This is a genomic window from Pseudomonas baetica, from assembly GCF_002813455.1.
In the GTDB taxonomy this organism is placed as follows: domain Bacteria; phylum Pseudomonadota; class Gammaproteobacteria; order Pseudomonadales; family Pseudomonadaceae; genus Aquipseudomonas; species Aquipseudomonas baetica.
In genome coordinates this window covers 4,577,535-4,597,886 of record NZ_PHHE01000001.1, presented here as the reverse complement: position 1 = coordinate 4,597,886, position 20,352 = coordinate 4,577,535, and the positions used below count along the sequence as shown (strand labels likewise).

At 53.6% G+C, this 20,352-nt stretch carries 18 protein-coding genes; 5 read left to right on the top strand and 13 right to left on the bottom strand.

Features of this window, described 5'->3' with window-relative positions; all coding sequences use genetic code 11:
• Nucleotides 1-126 precede the first annotated feature (126 nt).
• Genes ATI02_RS21315 through ATI02_RS32075 form a run of 3 tightly spaced genes read left to right on the top strand, consistent with a single transcriptional unit; the run spans nucleotide 127 to nucleotide 3,510 of the window.
• Complete coding sequence (locus ATI02_RS21315) at nucleotides 127-2,331, top strand: hypothetical protein (protein ID WP_100847254.1); 2,205 nt, start codon at nucleotides 127-129, stop codon at nucleotides 2,329-2,331.
• On the top strand, nucleotides 2,324-3,295 hold the full coding sequence (locus tag ATI02_RS21310) for a tetratricopeptide repeat protein (RefSeq protein ID WP_100847253.1): 972 nt from the start codon (nucleotides 2,324-2,326) through the stop codon (nucleotides 3,293-3,295). Before ATI02_RS21315 ends, ATI02_RS21310 begins: the two co-directional genes overlap by 8 nt.
• A gap of 17 nt (nucleotides 3,296-3,312) precedes the next feature.
• The gene (locus ATI02_RS32075; protein WP_146166071.1) at nucleotides 3,313-3,510 is read left to right on the top strand and encodes a hypothetical protein; all 198 of its coding nucleotides are present in this window, start codon (nucleotides 3,313-3,315) and stop codon (nucleotides 3,508-3,510) included.
• A 215-nt stretch (nucleotides 3,511-3,725) separates the two neighbouring features.
• Here ATI02_RS32075 and tnpC read toward each other — a convergent pair whose 3' ends face one another.
• From tnpC to ATI02_RS21270, 10 genes are all read right to left on the bottom strand, one after another.
• A complete protein-coding gene (gene tnpC / locus ATI02_RS21305) occupies nucleotides 3,726-5,237 on the bottom strand; it encodes an IS66 family transposase (protein ID WP_100845498.1) in 1,512 nt (503 codons plus the stop codon).
• 18 nt (nucleotides 5,238-5,255) lie between these two features.
• Nucleotides 5,256-5,615 (bottom strand): IS66 family insertion sequence element accessory protein TnpB, encoded by a 360-nt coding sequence (tnpB, locus tag ATI02_RS21300; protein WP_244196544.1) that lies wholly within the window; start codon nucleotides 5,613-5,615, stop codon nucleotides 5,256-5,258.
• A 115-nt stretch (nucleotides 5,616-5,730) separates the two neighbouring features.
• Nucleotides 5,731-7,914: a hypothetical protein gene (locus ATI02_RS21295; protein WP_100847252.1), complete on the bottom strand. Its 2,184-nt coding sequence runs from the start codon at nucleotides 7,912-7,914 to the stop codon at nucleotides 5,731-5,733.
• Nucleotides 7,914-8,444, bottom strand: coding sequence for a hypothetical protein (locus tag ATI02_RS21290; protein WP_100847251.1), 531 nt, complete (start codon nucleotides 8,442-8,444; stop codon nucleotides 7,914-7,916). Before ATI02_RS21290 ends, ATI02_RS21295 begins: the two co-directional genes overlap by 1 nt.
• The gene (locus ATI02_RS32070) at nucleotides 8,437-8,622 is read right to left on the bottom strand and encodes a hypothetical protein (protein ID WP_146166070.1); all 186 of its coding nucleotides are present in this window, start codon (nucleotides 8,620-8,622) and stop codon (nucleotides 8,437-8,439) included. The genes ATI02_RS21290 and ATI02_RS32070 overlap by 8 nt, the downstream gene beginning before the upstream one ends.
• Nucleotides 8,612-8,779, bottom strand: coding sequence for a hypothetical protein (locus ATI02_RS32065; protein WP_157815144.1), 168 nt, complete (start codon nucleotides 8,777-8,779; stop codon nucleotides 8,612-8,614). The genes ATI02_RS32070 and ATI02_RS32065 overlap by 11 nt, the downstream gene beginning before the upstream one ends.
• A 236-nt stretch (nucleotides 8,780-9,015) precedes the next feature.
• Complete coding sequence (locus ATI02_RS21285; RefSeq protein WP_100848483.1) at nucleotides 9,016-9,441, bottom strand: hypothetical protein; 426 nt, start codon at nucleotides 9,439-9,441, stop codon at nucleotides 9,016-9,018.
• A gap of 62 nt (nucleotides 9,442-9,503) precedes the next feature.
• Nucleotides 9,504-9,836, bottom strand: a complete 333-nt coding sequence (locus tag ATI02_RS21280; RefSeq protein ID WP_146166069.1) for a hypothetical protein — start codon at nucleotides 9,834-9,836, stop codon at nucleotides 9,504-9,506.
• A complete protein-coding gene (locus tag ATI02_RS21275; protein WP_100847249.1) occupies nucleotides 9,823-10,119 on the bottom strand; it encodes a hypothetical protein in 297 nt (98 codons plus the stop codon). The genes ATI02_RS21280 and ATI02_RS21275 overlap by 14 nt, the downstream gene beginning before the upstream one ends.
• Nucleotides 10,119-10,805: a YiaD family glycine zipper/OmpA-like lipoprotein gene (locus ATI02_RS21270; protein ID WP_100847248.1), complete on the bottom strand. Its 687-nt coding sequence runs from the start codon at nucleotides 10,803-10,805 to the stop codon at nucleotides 10,119-10,121. Before ATI02_RS21270 ends, ATI02_RS21275 begins: the two co-directional genes overlap by 1 nt.
• Nucleotides 10,806-11,114: 309 nt before the next feature.
• Between ATI02_RS21270 and ATI02_RS21265 the strand changes: the two genes are divergently transcribed.
• Together ATI02_RS21265 and ATI02_RS21255 are read left to right on the top strand one after the other, a co-directional pair.
• On the top strand, nucleotides 11,115-11,849 hold the full coding sequence (locus ATI02_RS21265) for a TraX family protein (protein WP_100847247.1): 735 nt from the start codon (nucleotides 11,115-11,117) through the stop codon (nucleotides 11,847-11,849).
• A gap of 606 nt (nucleotides 11,850-12,455) precedes the next feature.
• On the top strand, nucleotides 12,456-13,109 hold the full coding sequence (locus tag ATI02_RS21255; protein ID WP_090202143.1) for a hypothetical protein: 654 nt from the start codon (nucleotides 12,456-12,458) through the stop codon (nucleotides 13,107-13,109).
• 911 nt (nucleotides 13,110-14,020) lie between these two features.
• Here ATI02_RS21255 and trfA read toward each other — a convergent pair.
• The 3 genes from trfA to ATI02_RS21235 all read right to left on the bottom strand — a co-directional run bounded on the left by trfA (nucleotide 14,021) and on the right by ATI02_RS21235 (nucleotide 20,335).
• Nucleotides 14,021-14,935: a plasmid replication initiator TrfA gene (trfA, locus tag ATI02_RS21250; protein ID WP_100847245.1), complete on the bottom strand. Its 915-nt coding sequence runs from the start codon at nucleotides 14,933-14,935 to the stop codon at nucleotides 14,021-14,023.
• A gap of 971 nt (nucleotides 14,936-15,906) precedes the next feature.
• Nucleotides 15,907-18,639 carry a winged helix-turn-helix domain-containing protein gene (locus ATI02_RS21240; protein ID WP_100847244.1) on the bottom strand — a complete coding sequence of 911 codons (2,733 nt, stop codon included), beginning with the start codon at nucleotides 18,637-18,639 and terminating at the stop codon, nucleotides 15,907-15,909.
• A 331-nt stretch (nucleotides 18,640-18,970) separates the two neighbouring features.
• Nucleotides 18,971-20,335 carry a DUF1329 domain-containing protein gene (locus ATI02_RS21235; protein WP_100847243.1) on the bottom strand — a complete coding sequence of 455 codons (1,365 nt, stop codon included), beginning with the start codon at nucleotides 20,333-20,335 and terminating at the stop codon, nucleotides 18,971-18,973.
• Nucleotides 20,336-20,352: the final 17 nt, after the last annotated feature.

Below are 20,352 nucleotides of genomic sequence, written 5' to 3'. Positions count from 1 at the left end.
GAAGATAGACCATGTTCTCTTCTTTAGACATGGTCTATCTATCAATGAGCCCTACCCTCACGGACACTAAACGTGGCATACCCCTTAAGTCCCCCACATGAAGGACCTAAGTGCCTAGCAATAAATATGAGCGATTACCCCACGCGGGGGACTTCGAAAAAGAAAAGGGACGGAAAACGGGGACAGACCACAGCTTCTTTTCTCAGCCCTGACGACCAGTACGCAGGGACCGAGGATTTTCAGGCCTTTATCGAACTGACCACCAAACGCGACGAGCTTGAGAAAAAAATCGAAGCGCGTTATTCCCAGTGGGTCTCGGCTACCGGTGGCAAGTCAGCGCCACCCGAAGTGCTATTCGTCAGCTTGCAGAAACAGTGGTCCGACCTGAATGACGAGGCAGAGCGAATTCAGACCACCGCCGAAGCACGCGTTCGAGCACTGAAGCCTCCCCGCCTGTTCCTGTGGGACGCGGAAAGCTACAAGCCAAAACCCCTCGAACGACTGACCAAAACAAACATTCCGCTACGTGAACTCAGCAGCGCCTCTTCGACGACGATCCTGAACCACATCAGCCTGAAACAACTGGCCCAAGCCAGTGGCAACGCGTTTAAGGACCAACTGAAAGAGCTCAAGAGCAGCTTGCCCAAATCGATTGCCAAAGAAGCAGACGACGATCGTGTGTTCAGTGATTGGCTGGATCAGGAAGGCGCACTTCAGTTCGATGAGAAAGGCCCATGGTTCGATGAACATGGCCTGTTCCTGCCAGAAAAATTCTTTGCTGCGCTGGAAGCCAAAGGCTACAAAGTCGAAAGCATCAAAGCCGAAGCCAAGAAAAAAAGTTGGGGCGAAAACCTCAAAGCCATGGTTTTCGAAGATAAGCAGTTGCGCAACCTCATGCTGTTCGACAACAGCCCCCAGGCCCAACTGGTTCGATGCTTGCTCCCGGAAAGCGCCAACCTGCTGTCCGAAGTCAAAATGGAAGGCCCCACTCTGAAAAGTGGTTCCCCTCAGATTGCCAACGTAGAAGTTGCACTGGATGTAACAGCGTGGCGCGGGGAAGTCAGCTTACTCAAAGTCGAATTCCCGAAACGGGCAAAAGCCGATCCTTGGGTCGCGAAATACAAGGCCCAGGACGGCAGCGTGCGCAGCGTCAACTTCGGCAAACTGTCTCTGGATCTGGAAGCCAAGGCCTGGGGATTCGCTGGCGCAAGCCTCATGCTGTCACGCGACCTGACCCTTGACCAGAAAACCGGCTACACCAGCCTTGTCGGTGTGGACATTGCCGAGAAATCCGGCGACCTGGCGAAGTTCGAAGTGTTTGCCGGCGCTCAAGCCGGGTGCAAAGTCACCGGCAAACTGTTCTGGTGCCCTCCCCCAAGCGTCCTCCCACCTGCACCCGTGCCCAATCGCATCTCAGCCAACCAGTGGCGCCCTTTGGCCAAACTGGAGGTTGAAGTGGCCGTGGCCATCGGCGCCGGCTACACCGGCGACATGCACCTGCGGATGCAAAACGGCCTACTGCTGTTATCGATCAAGGGCGCGCTGGTCTGGGGCGCAGGCGTCAAAGGGTATTTGACCTTTGAAGTCGGCTACGACAGCATCGTAGCCTTGACGGAACTGGTGCGACAGGAAATGGCCGCGAACCAATACAAGGATCTTGAGTGGGTCGATGGCGAAGCCATGGACTATCTGCAGAAACTGAGCTTCCTCGGCGCCACGGGTATCGATGTGGCGTTTGCCTATGTGCGTGGGTATGCCATTGTTAAAGGGATATTTGATGCGCTGACCGAGGGTGGTCGTGGGGGACAAATTGCTCACACACTTATCTTGGATAAAAACCAAAAAGTAATGCAGGAGTGGGTGTACAACCTAACCCCACAGGCCCTAGGCCCATTACTAATGGCTTTAAGTACTTCACCTAGGTCATTTTCTGCTGAAGATGACGAGGACAGTAAAAGCTACAACAACGACGAGGCATACCTCATTCAACAACAAGCAATTGAAAGATGCCTTAGTTGGATTTCAAAAAAAACCAATGCAAATTTGCAATTTGAAGAAGCAATTATTTGCATGAATCGTGACGGGATTCGTCCCCCGCAGGCAGGACTTATGTTCTGCAAAAACAAGTTAAAACTCGATCTATTCATGAATGAAAGGGTTTTAGGCCACATCCCGGGTAACAACAGAATGCGGGAGCGGTACTCAGAAAACGCTAAACTTCTAGGGGCGAGAATGAATAGCCACTGCACTTACTCGAGCACATATACCGGCCCTGCATCTGCACCTATTCAAGAAGTCAAGGCCTTCTACAAAGGACCAAACATTGATTAAAACAATATACTCCATAATTTTATATTCAATATTTCTATCCACCTCAGCTTTTGCAGAACTTACGAGCGATCAACAAGTAGCAAAAAATAAAGGCCTTATCCTTTATCAACAAAGTGATTGGTACGATTCTCAGCCGCTACTGAAAATCGCGGCAGATGCGGGAGACAGTACGGCGCAATATTACTTGGGAGAGGCTATCCGCCTCAGCAACCGCTACACCACCGAAGACGCAAAAAAATGGTACGAATCAGCAGCTAAGCAAGGAGATTTGTATGCAATGCTTCGGCTGAGTAATTCGCATGATTTGTGCAAGGAGATGGGGAGTTGCTCAGGTAAAAGCGATGAAGAATGGCGGAATTATGCACTACAGGTTGCAAATGAGCGCGCCGAGAAAGGCGATACTGAGGCAATGATTGTTTTATTTACCGCCAAGCAAGGTTTGCAATGGTTGGAAAAAGCAGCGACGGCAGGCAGTGGATTTGCTCAAAAAGTGCTTGCTGGTAAGTACAAAGATGGTGAAGGCTGGTTCCTTATTCCTGGCAGCCGCGAAAAAGCCGTTGAGAAATGGTTCAAAGCTTCAGCGGAGAGCGGCTACCCACCGGGTATGTACCTCTACGCAAATTTTTTATATGAAAATAAAGCAAGCAAAGAAGACGTAGGATATTGGCTAAAAAAGGCCGCTGAGTCAGGTCACATTGATGCCGCTGGTGGATATGCCCTCACTGTAGCGCATCTTCCTGACAGTTACGGATTTCCGTTGGACTTAGTAGAAGCGTATGGAATCACCTACCTTATCTCCCATTTGCAAGGCGGTGGCGTAGCCCCTGAGGATGCTAGAAGAAGCCTTCCTGAAATTGCCGAAAAGATGAGTCCTCAAGAAATCAAGGATGGGATCCGCTTTGCCAAAGATTGGGAAAAGACTCACCCACCACTTTCCTACTTTGTTCCGGCTTACGGCTACTGATCTAAGGAAGTTTATCTGTGTCCGCTTTCCGCCCTATTTTCTTGAGCATCGCCTTCTGGGTTTCCACCACATCAATTTCCAACGCCCAAGTCATTGAAAATCAAGCGGCAGCGAAAGAAACTGGCATTATGCTTTACAAGCAAAGTGCATGGACTTCCTCACAGCCTTTTTTGCAAACCGCTGCCGAAGCAGGCGATCGAGACGCTCAGTATTAATTAGGCGAGGCCATCCGCCTAAGTAACCGTTACATGACAGAGGACGCCTTGGGCCGACAATCTACCTTCTGACTGAAAGCTTTGTAGAGAGCTGGGCAGAAGAGCAAGAAAAAGCAGTAGTATTTTTACTTTCTCACATTCGCACTTGGCGACATTTCATTCATGTATTAGGTATGCGATCCATGAACCCCACATTTTAAAGGCGGGGCGTATAGTTATCTTGGTATTTGCGGAGTGCAGTTCCACGGCAGCAAGGCTTCGAAGTCCTCTACCGCTGCGGCTTGCGGCAATCGTTCAAGTGCGTGGCGCAGCCACGCATAGGGCTCTTGGCCGTTGGCTTTAGCCGTCTCGACCAAACTGTAAAGTTGAGCACTGGCCGTCGCGCCTTTGGGCGTGTCGCTGAACAGCCAGTTCTTGCGCCCTATTACGAAGGGCCTGATCGCACGCTCTGCTGCGTTGTTGTCGATCGGCAAAGAACCGGCTTCGGTGTAGCGCACTAACTTGTCCCAGTTGCTGGCCAGATAACTGATGGCTTTGCCCAGCGCGTTTTGCGCCGTCACCTGAGGCTGCGTTCTCTCCAGCCAGGCGCGTAACTGCGCCAGGACTGGCAGGCTGTTTTGCTGTCGACCTTCATGGCGATGTTCATCGCCGACTTCTTTTAAATCTCGCTCGATACCGTACAGCTTGTTGATCAGATTCAGGGCTATATCGGCACGCCCGGTTTTGCCCTTGGGTTGCACTTTTTGCGCCTCGACAAACTTGCGTCGCGCATGTGCCCAGCAGCCTAAACGTTCGACACCAGCCTGCGCGCCCAAGGCGTTATAGCCGGCGTAATCGTCGGTCATCAGATAGCCGCGATAACCTTCGAGCAGGCGCGACGGTACCTCTTGCGCTCGGCTGGTCGAGTAATCAAAAAGGATCACTGGCTGATTCGGCGGTCCGCCGGTTTGTACCCACATCCAGGACTGGCTAGTCGGCTCTCGATCAGGCTCTTTCATCACCTGGACACGCGTTTCGTCGCAGTGGATTACGTGACTTTCCAGCAGCCTGTCACGCATCAAGTTGAGCAGCGGTTGCAGGTGTTCGCCGCACTGGATGACCCAACGTGCCAAGGTTTGTCGTGGAATATCGACGCCGTGGCGACCGAGTACTTTTTCGAAGCGATGCAGCGGCAGACCGTCGACGTATTTGGTGGTCAGCAACATCGCCAACACACTGGGACTGGCCATGCTCTTTTCAATCAATTGCGCTGGCTTGTCAGCGGTGACCGGCGCGGTTTCACAGCCACGGCAGGCGTAGACCTTGCGGATATGTTTGATCACGCGGATCTGCATCGGCACGATTTCCAACTGCTCGCTGGTTTCTTCGCCGATGGCGTGCTTGCGGCAGCCGCAAGCACACATCAGCTCGTGCTCGGGCAGTTCGTGGATGACTTCGATACGGGGCAAGTCGGCGGACAGAGGCTTGCGTTTGCCACGGCGTTTGGTCGGAGCGACGACTTCTTCCTCCGCCTCTTCGGCGGCAGGCTCAGCGACACTTTCGGCTTCATTAAAAAGAGCCAATTGCGGGGTCGCTGGGTCGACTGATTGTTCGGATTTACGTCCGAAGAGACGCTGACGTAGCAGCGCATTTTCTTCTTCAAGATGAACAACCTTGGACTGCATCTGAGCAAGTAATTGCTTGAGCGCAGTCAGGTCATCGGGAAGGTTGTCGGGCATGGAAATCATGCCGTGGATTATACCGAATCAGGCGACAAATCGAGGTGTCAAAACCTGATGTGGACGGTTGCGCCACAGATCAAAACCATCGAGCAGCCAGTTCAGCTCCTGGACCGTCAGCACGATGGCTTCGTCGCTGTGATCGGGCGATGTTTTGAAGCGTTCGGATTCAAGGCGTTTGAGCCAAAGGCAAAAGCCGTTGCGTTCCCAATACAAAATCTTCACCCGATTGCGGGGTTTGTTGAGAAAGACGAAAAGCACCGGATCGAACACCGCCACTTTGATATCCAGCTCCACCAGTGCGGCTAGGCCGTCGATGGATTTTCGTAAGTCTACGGGTTTAGGGTAGAGGTACACTTTTTCAACTTTGGCGTCGGGACGCATCATGGCCGCTGGCTTCTGAAAGAGATCGGGAGCACAGCATCAGGCATCAAATCGCGGCTTTGAATGTGGGGTTTGTGGAGCGGTTACACCAAATCAAACCACACCAATAATAACTTCATCATTCGCCGCCACCTTGAGGAGGAGGCTGTCTTCCTGGTGGATTGATCATTCGACTGATAGAGCCCGTCAGAATCTGGCGGGTACTCATTGAAAGCCCACCCATGATTCCTTGCATGCTGTTTTCGTACGGATTCAGGCCCGGCTCAGAAAGGCTAATCATGTTGAGGACACTGCGGGGGAAACTTGTGATTAGTTGAGCACTGGTGACGACCACGTTCCATGACAGCAAGATGATGACTATGACCATCAGCAAGCCACCAATCAGGATCCCGCCTAGGCTTTCCAATGGGCGCCCAACTTCAGCCACGCCTGGATCAAACATGCCCCAGAGTCCCATGGCCATCGCCTGGACCATCGCCAGACCGACTGCGCTGATCACGATCGCTGCTGCCAGACCACCCACGGCCAAAGCAGGATAGAGGAAGATGAAGATGAAGGCGTTATACCCTTTCGCCGACAGCTGGGAGGTGTGCTCTTCCCCTTTCGGTGCGGCCATACCAGCCGACCAGAGCGTCACTCCGAAAAACGTCGTCGCAACTGCGACGAGCCAGCTAATTGCCCCCATCAGTCCATAGATCGCGAAAAGCAGAGGCATCACATAACCGAGCAACCCGCCGGAGATAATCATTACTCCGCCGATTGCTTTTGGCAGCGTCCCATCGGTGATTGAGCTCAAACCTGGAATATATTGGGCTATCGTCCCACCCGCAAAAAAGCCAATGCCAGTGCCAACGAGCGAGCGTCCCCAGGCCGCGATGTTGTGGATATTCTGATTCGAGGGTCCGGTCGTGGACTTTAGGATGTCGAGCGAAAAAACTCTAGCCAGCAGAGACTTTTCAGAACCAGTATTACCAGGTTGAATTTGAGCCAGGGCTTCGTTCTCGACCAGCTTTGATAAGTCGTCACCTGGCGTCAGCGTAGACAATGCCGACTTTGGCATCATCTGAGCTGTAGCTCCTTCCGAGTAGCTCGCGGCACGAGAGAAGTCACTCGCTGCGCGCAGCACGAAAGTGCCACCAAGCATCCAACCCCAATTTTTTACTTCATTAAAATACGCCTCACTGCGAGCAGCCTGGTCGGTAGCAATTGTGGTGGCGATGGTTTGCTCAACCACTTTTTTGTACCAGTCCGCGGACTGACTAGCCCATGTGATGCTGTCTTCAAAAAACTTCTTCGCGTCCCTTGCCCCCACAGCCCCGTCTCGGGCCGAAATTGCCTGCTGGACGGCATGCTCAACCAGACCGATCCAGATTTGACGCTGAGCTGAGGCTATACCGGCCTCAATAGAGGCAGCGTTGTTTTTCTTGACCTGTGCGTACTCGTCGCTGCAAGTCATTGAAGACAACCAGCCGGCTTGGCAAAACCACCCCTCGGTTTCCATCTCCCTTTCGACCGTGCCAGTAACAGCGTCGGGTTCGATCAGTCCCTGGACACCCATGCTGGCAGCTCGGGCCAATTCGTCACTCGGCGGGATTAACGGTATCTGCAAAGATCGGCCAGCGTTTGCGATATACACGTCTGCAGCAGCCGTTTCAGTCGAGCCTGCAGCGGGATATTTACTGCCGTAAACCTGATTCCATCTGATTTTCAGAGCCTCTTCCGCAAGGTCGCGACTCGAAAGCGAGATCATCTGATCGTTAGGATCTCGAAAAATCTTTAGACCGGCGAGTTGAACCGCTGAGATTTTCCAGCTGTTTAACATGTCCAAAGCGACTTTCGCGTCAACTTCAACTCGAAATTTCGGATCGCTAAACAGGTTATGGCGATGCATCAGCTCAAAAGCATTGTGCTGCATAGTGTCGCCAAATTCTGCCGCAGACTTGGAGATACCTGCGACAAGTGCGTGTCCCGGCGTCAAAGTGATCGGAATTCCGCCAGCACTAGAGACAGGGATAACTGGTGCAATTAAAGACAAGGCGACGATGACCCGCAGCGGGTAGAAAAACGCCTCGTTTCCATCTTTTGCACCGAAAAAGTTACCGTTGTTTTTGAGTCGAAAAATACCTAGAAACATCGCCCAGGCCGCAAGAGCGCCGAACATCGCGAGGCCAAGTGTTGCGAATGCGGACGCAAAAATTGTCAGTGGTGTTACGTCTTGGGCAACGAAATCAGTAACTTCTGACGGGTGAAATATCCAACGCCCAAACATCCAGGCCAAAACCAACTGTGAAAAACTGTTCATCACTTAGCCCTCACCCGAACTTGGTAATCAGCCGGCAAAGTTTTACCGACAAGCAAACTCGGATTACGGATAACATCCCTCATAAATTTAATTATTGGTGGAGCGCTTTGCGAATAGGCCATGTTCACGCGATATGCATTTTGGAAAAGCATCATGCACACCATGTTCAGAAAGGCCAAGTTCGCAAAAATCATCAGACTACCTCGGTCCCAATTTGCAACCAGATTGCCGAGCACCCCTGCTATGCCGAGAACAAGAATCGCGTTCACGAATAAAAGTGACTTATAGGCACGCCGCAATGAATCATTAGTAATTGTGCAATCTGTGCACATTTTATCCCAGAGCAGGCGATCATCAGTTTCCGCAAGTTCTCGATCAGCTTTCGCCTGGTCACGAATAGCCTTGAACCAGCGATACCCCCCTTTAATAAAGTAGATCGGCAAGCTAACTGAATATTTCAGCTCGCGTGCAGCATTCTTCGTCTGGCTGTAGCCGGTCAAATAACTTGCGACTGTTTTGAGCTTACTCATGATCAGCCTCACTGGTATAAACTGGCGGAACTGGAACCGGCGGAACCTGTATGTCAGCGAATGTAATTGGGTGAGGCATTAGTGTCGCTTCACGCCCTGAAACAACAAGGCCAAAGTAAATAATCAAACCAATCCCAATCGCCCGTGGAATCTTTACTGAGGCCTCTTTAAGCAGCATTTCTAATCTCCTCACCTAAGATTATTTCTACAGTCCCAGCCAGGGCTGCTATTACGTGAGCGTCGTGCTCACAGATTTCAGGTAATTCGCCCGCCTTGACTTGGATCTCACGGAGAGCAGCCAAAGCGCGGTTAAGTTTATCCACTGTAATGCTCATGCTCTTTCCTTTCGAATTTCTAATGACTAAATTTTAAGAGCCCGCACCAAAACCTTCCAATTGCATATTTCTAATCAGGCAAATATTTTTGCAATTCCGTCAGCATATAATAATCAAATATTACTGAGAATTTAGCGCCAACAACCATCACACTAATAGCTATAAACTATGGCTTTACTATTAATGTCACACCCACAAAAAAACCCCTAATTAAGGGGTTTTTTTGGGAAGCTTGATCAGTACCGGCGAAGTATTCCGGTCATCTCGTTGTAGAACTCCTGGGGATGCTCACCATGGGTCTCGATGTCCTTCTCAGCTACATATGCGCGCCAAGTGCCATTCTCAAAAACAAACTTAAATCCATCAGTGCTTGCTGTTCGGCGATTTACGCCACCGTAGTTGTCAATGGGGCGGATTTTTTCGACGCCATCGATGATCAGGGATAAATAGCCGGTGTCTGGATTGTTTTGCTCATTCCAGAAGGTCAGTTCGATTTTTTTTGCCTTGGGTGTGCCGAGTGCATCCTCCAGATATTGCGATGCTTTCGCACTGTAAACTGCGTCAGTAGTCGCAGCTTTCGGCATGACCTGATTCATCTTCTGTTCGCCACACCCAACCATGGCGACCAGAAGCAGCACTAGTGTGGCGATTTTGATTTTCATGATGTCAGTCCTCTTTACTTCGCAATTTTCAACCGGATCGCATGAATTGTGTATCAGCGGGCTCATTGCTTGATCACCTGATGAGTGAGCAAGGCCAAATAAGCGGCTGCAGTCACGTACAGAATGCCCAGGACAGCAGATCCAGCTGTCGTGTGACCGGTGTGAGCGGCGTATGTCAGGCCGGCGATCGCAAACGGCCAGGTCATCGCTGCAGCGCCGCAACCGAACACCAGAGCAAACATCACCAGAGCAGCGAGCCAGCGGAAACCAGGGATCGAAACATCACGACCAAAGTCGACACAGGCCTCCAGGCCGGCGACCAGAAAGCGCACTGGAGTGCGAGCGATCCGGCGAGCGGCCGTGAATCCGGGCCAGAAAATACTAAGTAGGTTCATCGTTTATCTCCCGCACCAGGTCCTGCGCCTCGCGCCAGTCCTGGATCATCTGTTTAGCCTCAACAGAGCCGTGATGCAGTTTTTCGCGTGTACCTGGAGCAAGCCGGATCCTCATGCTGGAACCCATCTCGGCATATACGCCAATTTTGATCTTCAGTTCCTCAAGCTCCATCAGGTCAACAGCACCGGACTCAACCATCAGTGCGACCGCTTCCAGGTGCTCGCCCTGCATCAGGAGCAGGGCGACATCCAGGCTTGGCGGTGAAGCCAGGCGCAGGCTCATTACTGAGCCTTATCCATGGCCACGGGCTGGATCGGCGCCTTCAGGCGGATCTCGACCCGGCGGTTTTGCGCCCTGCCCTCCTCCGTCCCGTTGCTTGCGATCGGCTGGGACGGGCCAGCACCGTAGACCTGGATGCGAGTTTTATCGATGCCCTGGCCGATCAGGTGTTTACCAACGCTGATGGCGCGCTTCTGGCTCAGCTCGATGTTGCTAGAGTTGCTACCGACACTATCGGTGTGGCCAGTGACCTCGACGTTGTTGTCAGCGTAGGACTTGAACGAGCCCGCGAGCTTGTCCAGGTTAAATGCTGCCGCCGGCGACAGCTCGGTCGAGCCAGTGTTAAAAGTGATCGCACCAGGCATCACGAGCTTGATGTCGTCGCCTTGGCGCTGCACTTCGATGCCAGTGCCAGCGGTGGCTTTACGCAGCTCGGCCTCTTGGCGGTCGGCATAGACGCCGTAACCTGCGCCGGCCAGGCCGCCGATACCGGCGCCGATGAGTGCGCCCTTGCCGCGGTTGTCTTTATTAATCAGTGCGCCTGCAGCGGCGCCGGCGATGGTGCCGATGGAGCCCCAGGTCAGCGTCTGGTTGCGGGATCCATCCTGATCCTGCAACCCAGTACCAGCGCAGCCAGTGAGAGAGAGGAACATGCTGGTAACCAGCACGTAGGTAATAGCTTTTTGCATGTCGAGGCCTCTAATTGTTAGTCGTAGAATGGAGAAAGTGCGTCCGAGCCAGTTGATAGAGTCAACGGGACATATACGAATAACAGCGAGCACCCGACCGGGCTACTTTAGTTTTTGCCTCCCTACCCCTATCGCTGCTCGGGGGTAGTTCGGTACGCAGCCAGAGCTGCTAGTTACATCCTAGACATTATTATCTACCAGCGCTACCGTACACACAAGTAACAAACCAACAGTATTTTCATGATAAATATATATCACGAGACCAGAAGCAATATATAATTAACAACTAATAACCACTATAGACCAACGATGAAAAATTTCGAAAGAAACAGCTCGATAGATCTAATTAAGTGGGTCGCACTATTTACAATGATCATCGATCACACCTGGTTTGTGCTACCAAATGAAATTCAGGAAAATCTGTACTGGATGCGGATTATCGGTCGGTTTGCATACCCTTTATTCTGCCTGGCGATTGCGGCAAACGTTGTCCGGCAGCCGGTCGGTTATCCAGGCAGGTGGAAGTACCTGGGTGGGATAATTCTGTTCGCAATGCTGAGCCAATGGCCTTATTCGAGATTTTTCGACAATGGAAATTTAAACATTTTTTTCACTCTCGCACTCGGCTTGTGTATAGCCCAAGCTGCACATCATAGATCGCCAAGGCTAATTGCAGGCGGGTTACTCGCCTTTGCGCTCGCGATAGCTTACAGACCGGTGCTTGGATATGGCGTGACAGGGGTGCTGCTGCCTGTTGCCTTAATGTTTGCGCTCAAGGCGCAGGGGCTTGAGTCCAGGATTGCGAGCTGGTCAATGGCCGCACTCCTAGCCGTTTTAGCAAATGGCGGCCTACAAATACTGCTGCTATCTGATCAGCAGCTCAGCGATCAAACTGTGATTGCTATTGCTGCTATTGCACCGCCGCTCGGCCTGTTACTCCTGCAGGTCCGTGTGCGGCCGCTACGACCAGTCGGTAGTTGGCTATACCCCCTCTATCCAATCCACCTGATGATACTCAAATCACTGTCGATAGCCTGGACTTGATGCGCCCTTACAATCTACGGCAAGAAGAGTAAATGCTGTACATTTCCAAATATTACGACATCGCCCGGCAAGGCAGGGCCGGGCTTCTAAGGAGAGATTTGCCGTGAGTCAAGGCGAGACCTGGACATGTGGAGATTGCGGTGAGCCGTGCATCCCCATCCGCGTCGGCGAAGAAAAAGCTCCGTGTAGTCGATGCGGGAGCTTTGCGAAGCATATCCACCTAGTGTTCGTCGACGAGGCTAACCTGACGGTGACAGACTTTTTAGACGTTCAATCCAAAAATGTGAACGTGACGGGCAAGCGGAAAATCCGACGACACCTTCAGACGGGAAGCCAATGGAGCGTTTCCCGGGAAAAATTTGTTGAAAAGGTGCGAGATATTGATCGAGATGCTGACACTTACTACGAGCGCGTCGTAGATCCCGAGACCGGGGAGGTGCTTAGGCACTGCGAAGAGCCGTTAAGCGAACATTTCGGACGTGGGTCGGCGAAGCCCCGATCTGAGTAGCATCGCGAACGACGGAACGATCGAGCCTTCGTGCGCTCTCCGCTCCGAGGCTTGTCAAGAAACTGAAACTTCGACGCCAACAAGATAAGGAAGGAACTGTGGACTCCGGCATCGTTTATGTCAAAAGCTACAAGGAAGGATTAGATTTTGTGGACTTTCTCAAAGAGGTCCACAAACATCCAGAGTTCTCGCATTTTCTCGTAACGAGATTCGATGCGATCAACGCTCGCGATTACTTTCGAGAATATATTGTTGAAAATGGATTTTCCTCGTTATTTAATTTTTCGCTGGCTTGCGATGCTGTAATGCATGGGGGTATTCATGTGAATGAAATCGCGGACGTCGTTCTTCAATTCGTTGAAAAATTGAAAGGTGTAAGGGATCTTTTCATTATTGATCCCTATTTTTATTCAGATGATCCTGATTGCGTTGCCCTCTTCGAAAAAATGATGTCCGCACTTTCCGACCAGCTTAACTCCGTGACATTCTTCACGAACGGTAGAACGGCTAATAAGAGGTCGACTATGCATTCGGCCTTGAAGGCAGTCGCGCCAAAGGTTTCGATCAAGGACGTTGTTACCGACGAATTCCATGATCGTTTTTGGATAGATGCTGAAAACATGGCCGGCATTGTTATGGGCACCTCCTTGAACGGGATCGGAAAAAAAATCGCGCTTATTGACCACCTGTCCAAACTTGATGCGTGCGAGATCGCCAAACTGGCGCGCCAATTAATCAAGCCCACAACATAGCGCGCTAACAGGCACCGACAGCAATGAGGCACATTGCAGCCTGTAGGCCGTTCTCTGCCAATTATGGTTACAACGCGTGCTGGTCGAATCCGATGCATTCACTGGTCAGGTCGAATGCACCGGGTGGTCCACTGGAGCGAAATTTCGCACACTGCCCTCCAATCCGCATCCTTCCCTTCCGGGGCCTCTCAAGCGCCTCTGGCGCTTGATCAAAAATTGGGCATCCCGTCTCGCAGGCGCGCAGATACCCCGACCATAAGCACTCCTATGGGTCGATAGAGAATACGAAAAAATCGTACGCTAAGCGTGCGGCCTGTCAGGTTGAGTCCATAGAGCTTGAAGCCTTGAGGGCTAGGGCTATTCAGGAAATCGGGGGCCAGAAACGGCGAATCCCTCTCTAGGAGGGACTCTCAGCCGTCGACTGCATGCGTTCGACGGGGCAGGTCGTTCTTGCGTCGCGCTGGGCGAACTGCTTTCGCAGTAACGGGGTGCGATCCTTTCGGATCCCTGTGACCACCCTGTGGTACACGACTAAGGCGCAAGTTAATTATGCAAGGATCTACAAGCGTCCAAAAGGCCCATTGATCATTTTTGTTCATCCTGCTCCACGCTGAATAATGGCCCTTGCCTTGCTCAAAGCTCGCAGCCACGGACTTCAACTCATAGGCCTGGGTCGCTGGCCTAGTTGGCTCACGCAGCGCCTCAACCTGACAGGCCGCATGGTATTTCCCCTGTCGAATTCCTCTACCTGAGTCGTAATGCATCCAGGGCTAGATGTTAAATTCATGTTAAAAGCATGTTAGGCAGCTCGAACGCGTCTAGAGCCCACGTTCTCCGGGCCTTCCAGATATCGCCCCGCGCAGATACCCCGAAGCACTCTGCGCAGATACCCCGATGCCTGTGGATAAAAATCAGGAGCGTCGCTTGCTTTTCGCGTGTGCGATTCTTGTCCAATTCACGACCTCATCCCTGATGCACCACTGTTCGATGACTCCCACTCCTTCTAACTCACGTAATGCTGGCGGCAAAGCCCTGGTCTTGAAGTCTCGTGCACGCCCACGGGACCCACTCCACTTTCGAAGCGATTCCCAAGCCACCCTATGCACTCCAATAGAATGCCCCGAAATATAGTTCTGCAGATATTTGGAAAGTGGACTCTTAAGACGCAACCGGATCTCCATATCGACAAATGCGAGGTAGCTATTTGCAAAGAGTGAAACAACCATAGGATCCATCATTATCCAATAATTATTTTCCTGCCCCCACTTAAGCTTATCAATCAATCGAAACGTCTCCCCTCCACTATTAGCATCAACAAATATAGTAGCGCTCGCCAATCGCTCAATTGACTCATGCAGGCGACAATAGCTCTCTGCAGATAGATCGCTACCCCTGCCTATAGCTCGCAAAAATGCAGCGCGCTCAAAATATACCGGCTCACCTACTGACAGTCCTTGAGCCAATTGAACCGCATGAAGAAAAACGTCATTATCATACATATCGAGTTCTTCTCCTGACATTCGCACTCGATAATCCGATCTACCCTCAAGAATTTCATTTTTTAATATGCGACGTTCTCCTTTCTTCACATTGGAAAACAATCCAGTTCTCGTCCACTGAGTGGGCATTGCGGATGCTAAGGGAGGAAAAAAAGGAAATTGCTCTTGAATACATACTTCCTCCACACATGGCACCGTAAGTTCGTTCTGCAACTGTGCTTTAAAGCTGTCACGCTCGATTGCCTCACGAAGGCGTCGGTCCAGAATTATTTGGATCTTTGAAATGTTTTTTTGAGCTGCCGTTCCCGGCGATTGGGACTCAAGCATATCGAGCCCCTACAACAGAATTTCGAACAAATTGTTCTGATTTTCGAGGACGCCCAGGTTTTCGTTTAACCATTGGGTCTACGAGCTCAATCGTATCGAGTTGAACAACGTGCCGTTGCAGCCAGCACTCAACATCTTCTTGTCGCCAGAGAAGTCGCTTTGCGCCAGGAATTCGGCAAACAGGTGGTAAACGAGAGGGATTTTTCGAGTGCTGGTTTTTGATAGTGCCGGCGGTGCGGCCTAAGATTTGAGCCAAGTCATCAACGGTAAGAAGCTTTGCGAGAGACACAATCACATCCTCCCCCAATCCGGTGAAACCGGATCAGGATTGGATGGGTCCGCGGCAGCGCTGATAATTGACCGCTTGGGGCTGCTGGCTCAGCACATCAAGCGGGATCTATTCATACGCAGGGTTGTGCCCTCAACTTCTTCTCGTTCTCCCCCGCACCTCACCGTTTTGAATCCGACCCCATCGTAGTCGGCGGCTGGTGACATCAGGCGATTGCTCTCAGGCATCCTTTCTTCCACGCGGGCTACTTCCGCTTTTCGCCTGCGTGGCACTGGACCAAGGCACCCTGCGACTCATCATCAATGCCTCACAGCGCCAACTGTTAAACATCTAGAGACCAGGGCCATTTTCGGACCTTACCAGTACGATTGCCTTCAGCTTAATCATCATCGGTAATCAACTCAACCACCCTGGCACACTTTTGTCACACTCACGCTGTGACTATGGATGATTAAGGATGATCATCGATGATCGAGAATACGCCTAAAACCCTTGTATTGATGGATCTTCAGCCTTAAAAGCCCGTTCGGAAAGGCCTCCAGCGAGACCTTATTTTGCAGTTGCACTGCAAAGGGCCGACGGGGAAGGTTTCGCGGATGAGCGCAAGGCTGGGAACGGTCATGGGGAATCCTGAGAGTTGTTCAACACCGTCGAAAACGGCCAAATCCCGATTTTAGCGTCGCTAGATCATTAACCCCAGTTCTTTGGCCCGCGCCACTGCTTGCGTGCGCCGCTCCACTCCCAGCTTGCTATTGATATGGCTGGCGTGGGTTTTCACAGTGTGTAGCGAAATGAATAACTGCTCGCTGATCTCCTGATTCGAACAGCCTTGGGCGATCAGGCGTAACACTGCCAGCTCGCGACTGCTGAGCTGCTCAGCGGCGCTCGACTCAATTGCTGGACGGACAGCAACGGGCGGGAAGTGCTCAAGCAGTTGTTGCCCGGCCAACGCCGGTGAAGCATGCAATTGTCCGCGCAACCAGTCCGCGTGCCCTTTCACCAACGCATCGAACGGCTGCAGCACGCCCCCGGCCGCTGCCTCCAGCGCCTGGCTCAACGCCTTGCGCGCTTCCGACTCTCGCCCACCCGCCAACAGCAATGCGACCTTCTGGGTCAACGCCATCACACTGAGCAACTGCCGCCCGGTTTGCTGACCGTTTTCAAGCAGCACGTTCAAGCGCCCTTCGGCGAGCATCGGTTGGCCCTGAATCACATCGAGCAATGCCTGTTGCAGTTCAACATGCAACGGTAACTGTGGATGAAATTCCGGCGGCGCGGCGGCGCGTTCGCCGGTGTAGGTCTGGCCAAGACGTGCTAGCCAGGCCTCAGCCAGATCCGTGCGGCCCTGCGCCAGCCAAAGTTCACATTTGACCAGAGTGATCATTGCCAGATAGTAGATTGGTGGCACGTCCCAGATGTGCATCAGCCGTTCGGCTTCGGCGAGCTCGGCGAAGGCTTTGGCGAATTCGCCGCTGGCACCGTCCAGGCGGGCGATCACGCAGTGACCGATCAACACGCTGATATCGCGACAGGCCCGCGCTTCACCGATCCCGGCCAATAGGCGCACGCGTGCGGCCTGCGGCTGCAAGCGCATCGCCAGCAGAAAACCTTCGTACAACGTCAGCCGTGCGCGCACCGCGTACAAACGTTGCGCAGACAATCCGCGCAGGCGCTCCAGGCCCTGATGCACTTCATCCAGCGCACGCAGGATTTCGCCGCGTGCCTGCAACACGCGGGCACGGTCGTAGTGCGCCAAGGCTTCGAACAAGGGATTGCCGACGCGTTGCGCCAGCTCAAGAGACTCGCGGTTCAGGCCACGGGCGCGCCACAGATCACCGTCGGCGATCGCCAGATTGGACAGCGTCGACAAACACATCAGCCGCTGACCGTAGCGTTTGGCGGGCAGGCTCTCCAATGCTTCAGTGCAATACCTGAGGGTCAACTCACGATGGCCGCGACCACGGGCAATGATCCCGCTCAGCGCCAGCCATTGCGCCAGCATCGATTTTTGCGCGGTGGCAGACGGTGCGGGCAGAAAACGACTCAAATGACTGGACAGCTCTTCGGCCGCATCGAGCTGGCAGGCCAGCCCCAGCGCCCAGCTGTACAACACGATCAGGCGGGGCGTGCTGATCAGCAGGCTGTCGGGCAAGTCCATTTTCCAGCGCAACAGCATGCCGACGTTCTGCTCGGCCAGCAGTTGTTCTTCGGAGAGGTTTTGCACCAGATTTGCCGCCACATCGAGGTGGCCAGCGCGTAACGCCTGCTCTACCGCCTCGTCGAGCAAGCCCTGGGCATTGAACCAACGACAGGCGCGCAGGTGCAGCGTCGCGGTCGGCACCATGGCTTGAGCAATCGGTCGGCTGCGCAACAAATCAGAAAACAGATGGTGATAGCGATACCAGTGCCCGTGTTCGTCCAGCGGCACCAGAAACACCTGATGCGCCAGCAGGAAGCGCAAAATCTCGGCACTGTCATGAGCTTCGCGCACGGCGTCGCACAGTTCGCTGCAAAAGCGCTCCTGCGGAGCAGTGTCGTAGAGAAACGCCTGCACTTCGGTGGGCAGACAATCGATGACTTCTTCGAGCAGATAATCGCGAATCAGCCCTTCTGCGCCATTCAACGCCTGCGGCAATGCCGTGTCGCTGCCGGCCTCGGACACCGCCAGCAGCCAGAAGCGCAGCCCGGCGACCCAGCCTTCGCTGCGCTGGATAAGGTTTTCCAGGGCTTCGCCGCGCAAAGACGTGCTGTGGCGATCGAGCAGCGTCAGAGCTTCATCGTGGGTCAGGCGCAGATCCTGCTCGTGCAATTCGAGCAATTGCCGCGAAAGACGTAAACGCGCCAGATGCCAGTCCGGGCGCTGCCGGCTGGTGACCATCACCAGCAAGCCATCGGGCAAATGATTGAGGAAAAATTGCAGGCACCGGTCGAGCACCGGCCCTTGGGCGAGATGGTAATCGTCGAGCACCAATAGCAACGGTGTTGCCGTGTCGAGGTGCAGTGCCAGTTCATCAAGCAGACCGTCGAGCCATTCCTCGAAGGCAAATGGCTGATGGCGTTGACGCATCTTCAGCAGGCCGAGTGCACGGCTGCCCAGTTGTGGAAAGTAGCCCTGAAGGCCTTCGAGCAAGCGCTCGAGAAAGCGTCCGGGGTCGCTGTCACGAGGGCTCAGCCCCAGCCAGAGACTTTGCCAGTGCGCCGGCAGGCTCTGACAGAACTCCACCGCCAGCGAACTCTTGCCGAACCCTGCCGGGGCGCTGACCAGCAACAGCCGTCCACCGAGCCCGGCTTGCAGGCGCTCGCACAGGCGTGGTCGCAGCACGTATCCGTCAGGTAATGGCGGGCGAAAAAAACGCCCGTCCAATGCCGCGACGTCAACGCTTGCAGGACCCGGAAGTGGGGACAGATCAGTCATGGCCGGCTCTTGTTCGAATTGCTGTTGGCGGCGTTGCAGATGTCCGCAGACTAGCCTTAAACGAACCGGTTATGAAGGTTGCTGCTACAAATGGCTACAAAAAGACTACATGAACGTACGCACTCCCTCTGTAGGAGCTGCCGCAGGCTGCGATCTTTTGACGTTGTTTTGCACCCCCAAAAAAAGCAGGATCAAAAGATCGCAGCCTGCGGCAGCGCCTACAAGAGCGGTGCACCATCGCGTTTTCGGGGCCGAGGAAAGACAGGCAAAAAAAACGCCCCGAACCGGTCGGGGCGTTTTCACGAGGATGCGGCCTCGGGTTTACAGCGGATTAGCGAACACCGTCCTGACGCAAAGCGGCCGGGGTGAAGTCGCTGGTGGTGGCAGTGAAGCCGAAGTCATACGCCTGCTTCTCTTCGTTCTTCATGCCCAGCGCCAGATAGCGGCCGGACTGCAGGTCGTAGAGGGTTTCCAGCGCGTACCACGGCACTTGTTTGTCGTAGTAGTTCTCGGCGTGCGCCTCGGCTACGCGCCACAGTTGACCGCGACCGTCGTAGTGGTCGATGACGGCTGCTTGCCAGGTATCTTCATCGATGTAGAAGTCACGCTTGGCGTAGATGTGGCGCTGACCTTCCTTCAGGGTTGCAACCACGTGCCAGACGCGACGCAGCTCGTAACGCGCAAGATCCTGGTTGATGTGGCCGGCCTTGATGATGTCGGAGTACTTCAGCTTCGGATCGTCGAGCTTGTAGCTGTCCGAGGCGATGTACATCTCTTTCTTGCCTTCAAGCTTCCAGTCGTAGCGGTCCGGCGCACCGTTGTACATGTCGAGGTTGTCGGAGGTACGCAGGCCATCCGCCGCAGTACCCGGGCCGTCATACGACACTTGTGGCGCACGGCGCACACGGCGCTGACCAGCGTTGTAGACCCACGCCGAACGCGGCTCTTTCACTTGGTCGAGGGTTTCGTGTACCAGCAGCACACCACCGGCCAAACGTGCCGGCGCGGTCACTTTCTGCTTGAAGTAGAACAGGATGTTGCCCGGGTTTTTCGGGTCGTAGTCCTTCATCTTGTCGCGGAACACGAACTGGTCCTGGAAGTACACCAGACTGTACGAGCCGTTCGGCTGTGGCGTCGCCTGGGTCACCAGACGGGTCACGCTGCCGCCGCGATAGCGGGTGATGTGGTTCCAGATGACTTCCACGCCGGTTTTCGGAATCGGGAACGGTACGGCGGTTTCAAAGTTTTCCAGACCGTTGCCACCGGACACCAGATTGGTGGTGGTGGCGTTTTTCTTGATCGAGGCGAACACCTCATCCGGCACGGTGGCGCCGCGATGGGACGGATACACCGGCATTTTGAAGGTTTCCGGGTAACGCTTGAACATCGCGTACTGGCCCGGGGCGAGCTTGTCTTTGTACTTGTCCACATCTTTTGCGGTGATGGTGAACAGCGGTTGTTCGCTGGCGTACGGGTTGGACAGGAAGCCTTTGCTGTCGACGCTGCCGGCATTCTTCGGCAGCGGCTTCCAGGCCGGGATCGAACCGTCGGCATTACCGGCCATTTCGGCGCCCATCGGGGTCAGGCTCTTGCCCAGTTTGTCGGCTTCGGCAGCAGGCACCGCGGCCATGACACTGGTCGCCAGTAGCGACAGGCCCAGAACACCGGCGTGGAACAGACTCTTTGTTATTTTCATAAATTCGTTCGTCCTGA

Excerpts from the sequence above, each read along its gene's own strand:
- ATI02_RS21315 (WP_100847254.1), top strand. The coding sequence starts at position 127 with ATGAGCGATTACCCCACGCGGGGGACTTCGAAAAAGAAAAGGGACGGA.
- tnpC (WP_100845498.1), bottom strand. The coding sequence starts at position 5,237 with ATGATTTCCATGCCCGACAACCTTCCCGATGACCTGACTGCGCTCAAG.
- tnpB (WP_244196544.1), bottom strand. The coding sequence starts at position 5,615 with ATGATGCGTCCCGACGCCAAAGTTGAAAAAGTGTACCTCTACCCTAAA.
- ATI02_RS21295 (WP_100847252.1), bottom strand. The coding sequence starts at position 7,914 with ATGAACAGTTTTTCACAGTTGGTTTTGGCCTGGATGTTTGGGCGTTGG.
- ATI02_RS21290 (WP_100847251.1), bottom strand. The coding sequence starts at position 8,444 with ATGAGTAAGCTCAAAACAGTCGCAAGTTATTTGACCGGCTACAGCCAG.
- ATI02_RS32070 (WP_146166070.1), bottom strand. The coding sequence starts at position 8,622 with ATGCTGCTTAAAGAGGCCTCAGTAAAGATTCCACGGGCGATTGGGATT.
- ATI02_RS32065 (WP_157815144.1), bottom strand. The coding sequence starts at position 8,779 with ATGAGCATTACAGTGGATAAACTTAACCGCGCTTTGGCTGCTCTCCGT.
- ATI02_RS21285 (WP_100848483.1), bottom strand. The coding sequence starts at position 9,441 with ATGAAAATCAAAATCGCCACACTAGTGCTGCTTCTGGTCGCCATGGTT.
- ATI02_RS21280 (WP_146166069.1), bottom strand. The coding sequence starts at position 9,836 with ATGAACCTACTTAGTATTTTCTGGCCCGGATTCACGGCCGCTCGCCGG.
- ATI02_RS21275 (WP_100847249.1), bottom strand. The coding sequence starts at position 10,119 with ATGAGCCTGCGCCTGGCTTCACCGCCAAGCCTGGATGTCGCCCTGCTC.
- ATI02_RS21270 (WP_100847248.1), bottom strand. The coding sequence starts at position 10,805 with ATGCAAAAAGCTATTACCTACGTGCTGGTTACCAGCATGTTCCTCTCT.
- ATI02_RS21265 (WP_100847247.1), top strand. The coding sequence starts at position 11,115 with ATGAAAAATTTCGAAAGAAACAGCTCGATAGATCTAATTAAGTGGGTC.
- trfA (WP_100847245.1), bottom strand. The coding sequence starts at position 14,935 with ATGCTTGAGTCCCAATCGCCGGGAACGGCAGCTCAAAAAAACATTTCA.
- ATI02_RS21240 (WP_100847244.1), bottom strand. The coding sequence starts at position 18,639 with ATGACTGATCTGTCCCCACTTCCGGGTCCTGCAAGCGTTGACGTCGCG.
- ATI02_RS21235 (WP_100847243.1), bottom strand. The coding sequence starts at position 20,335 with ATGAAAATAACAAAGAGTCTGTTCCACGCCGGTGTTCTGGGCCTGTCG.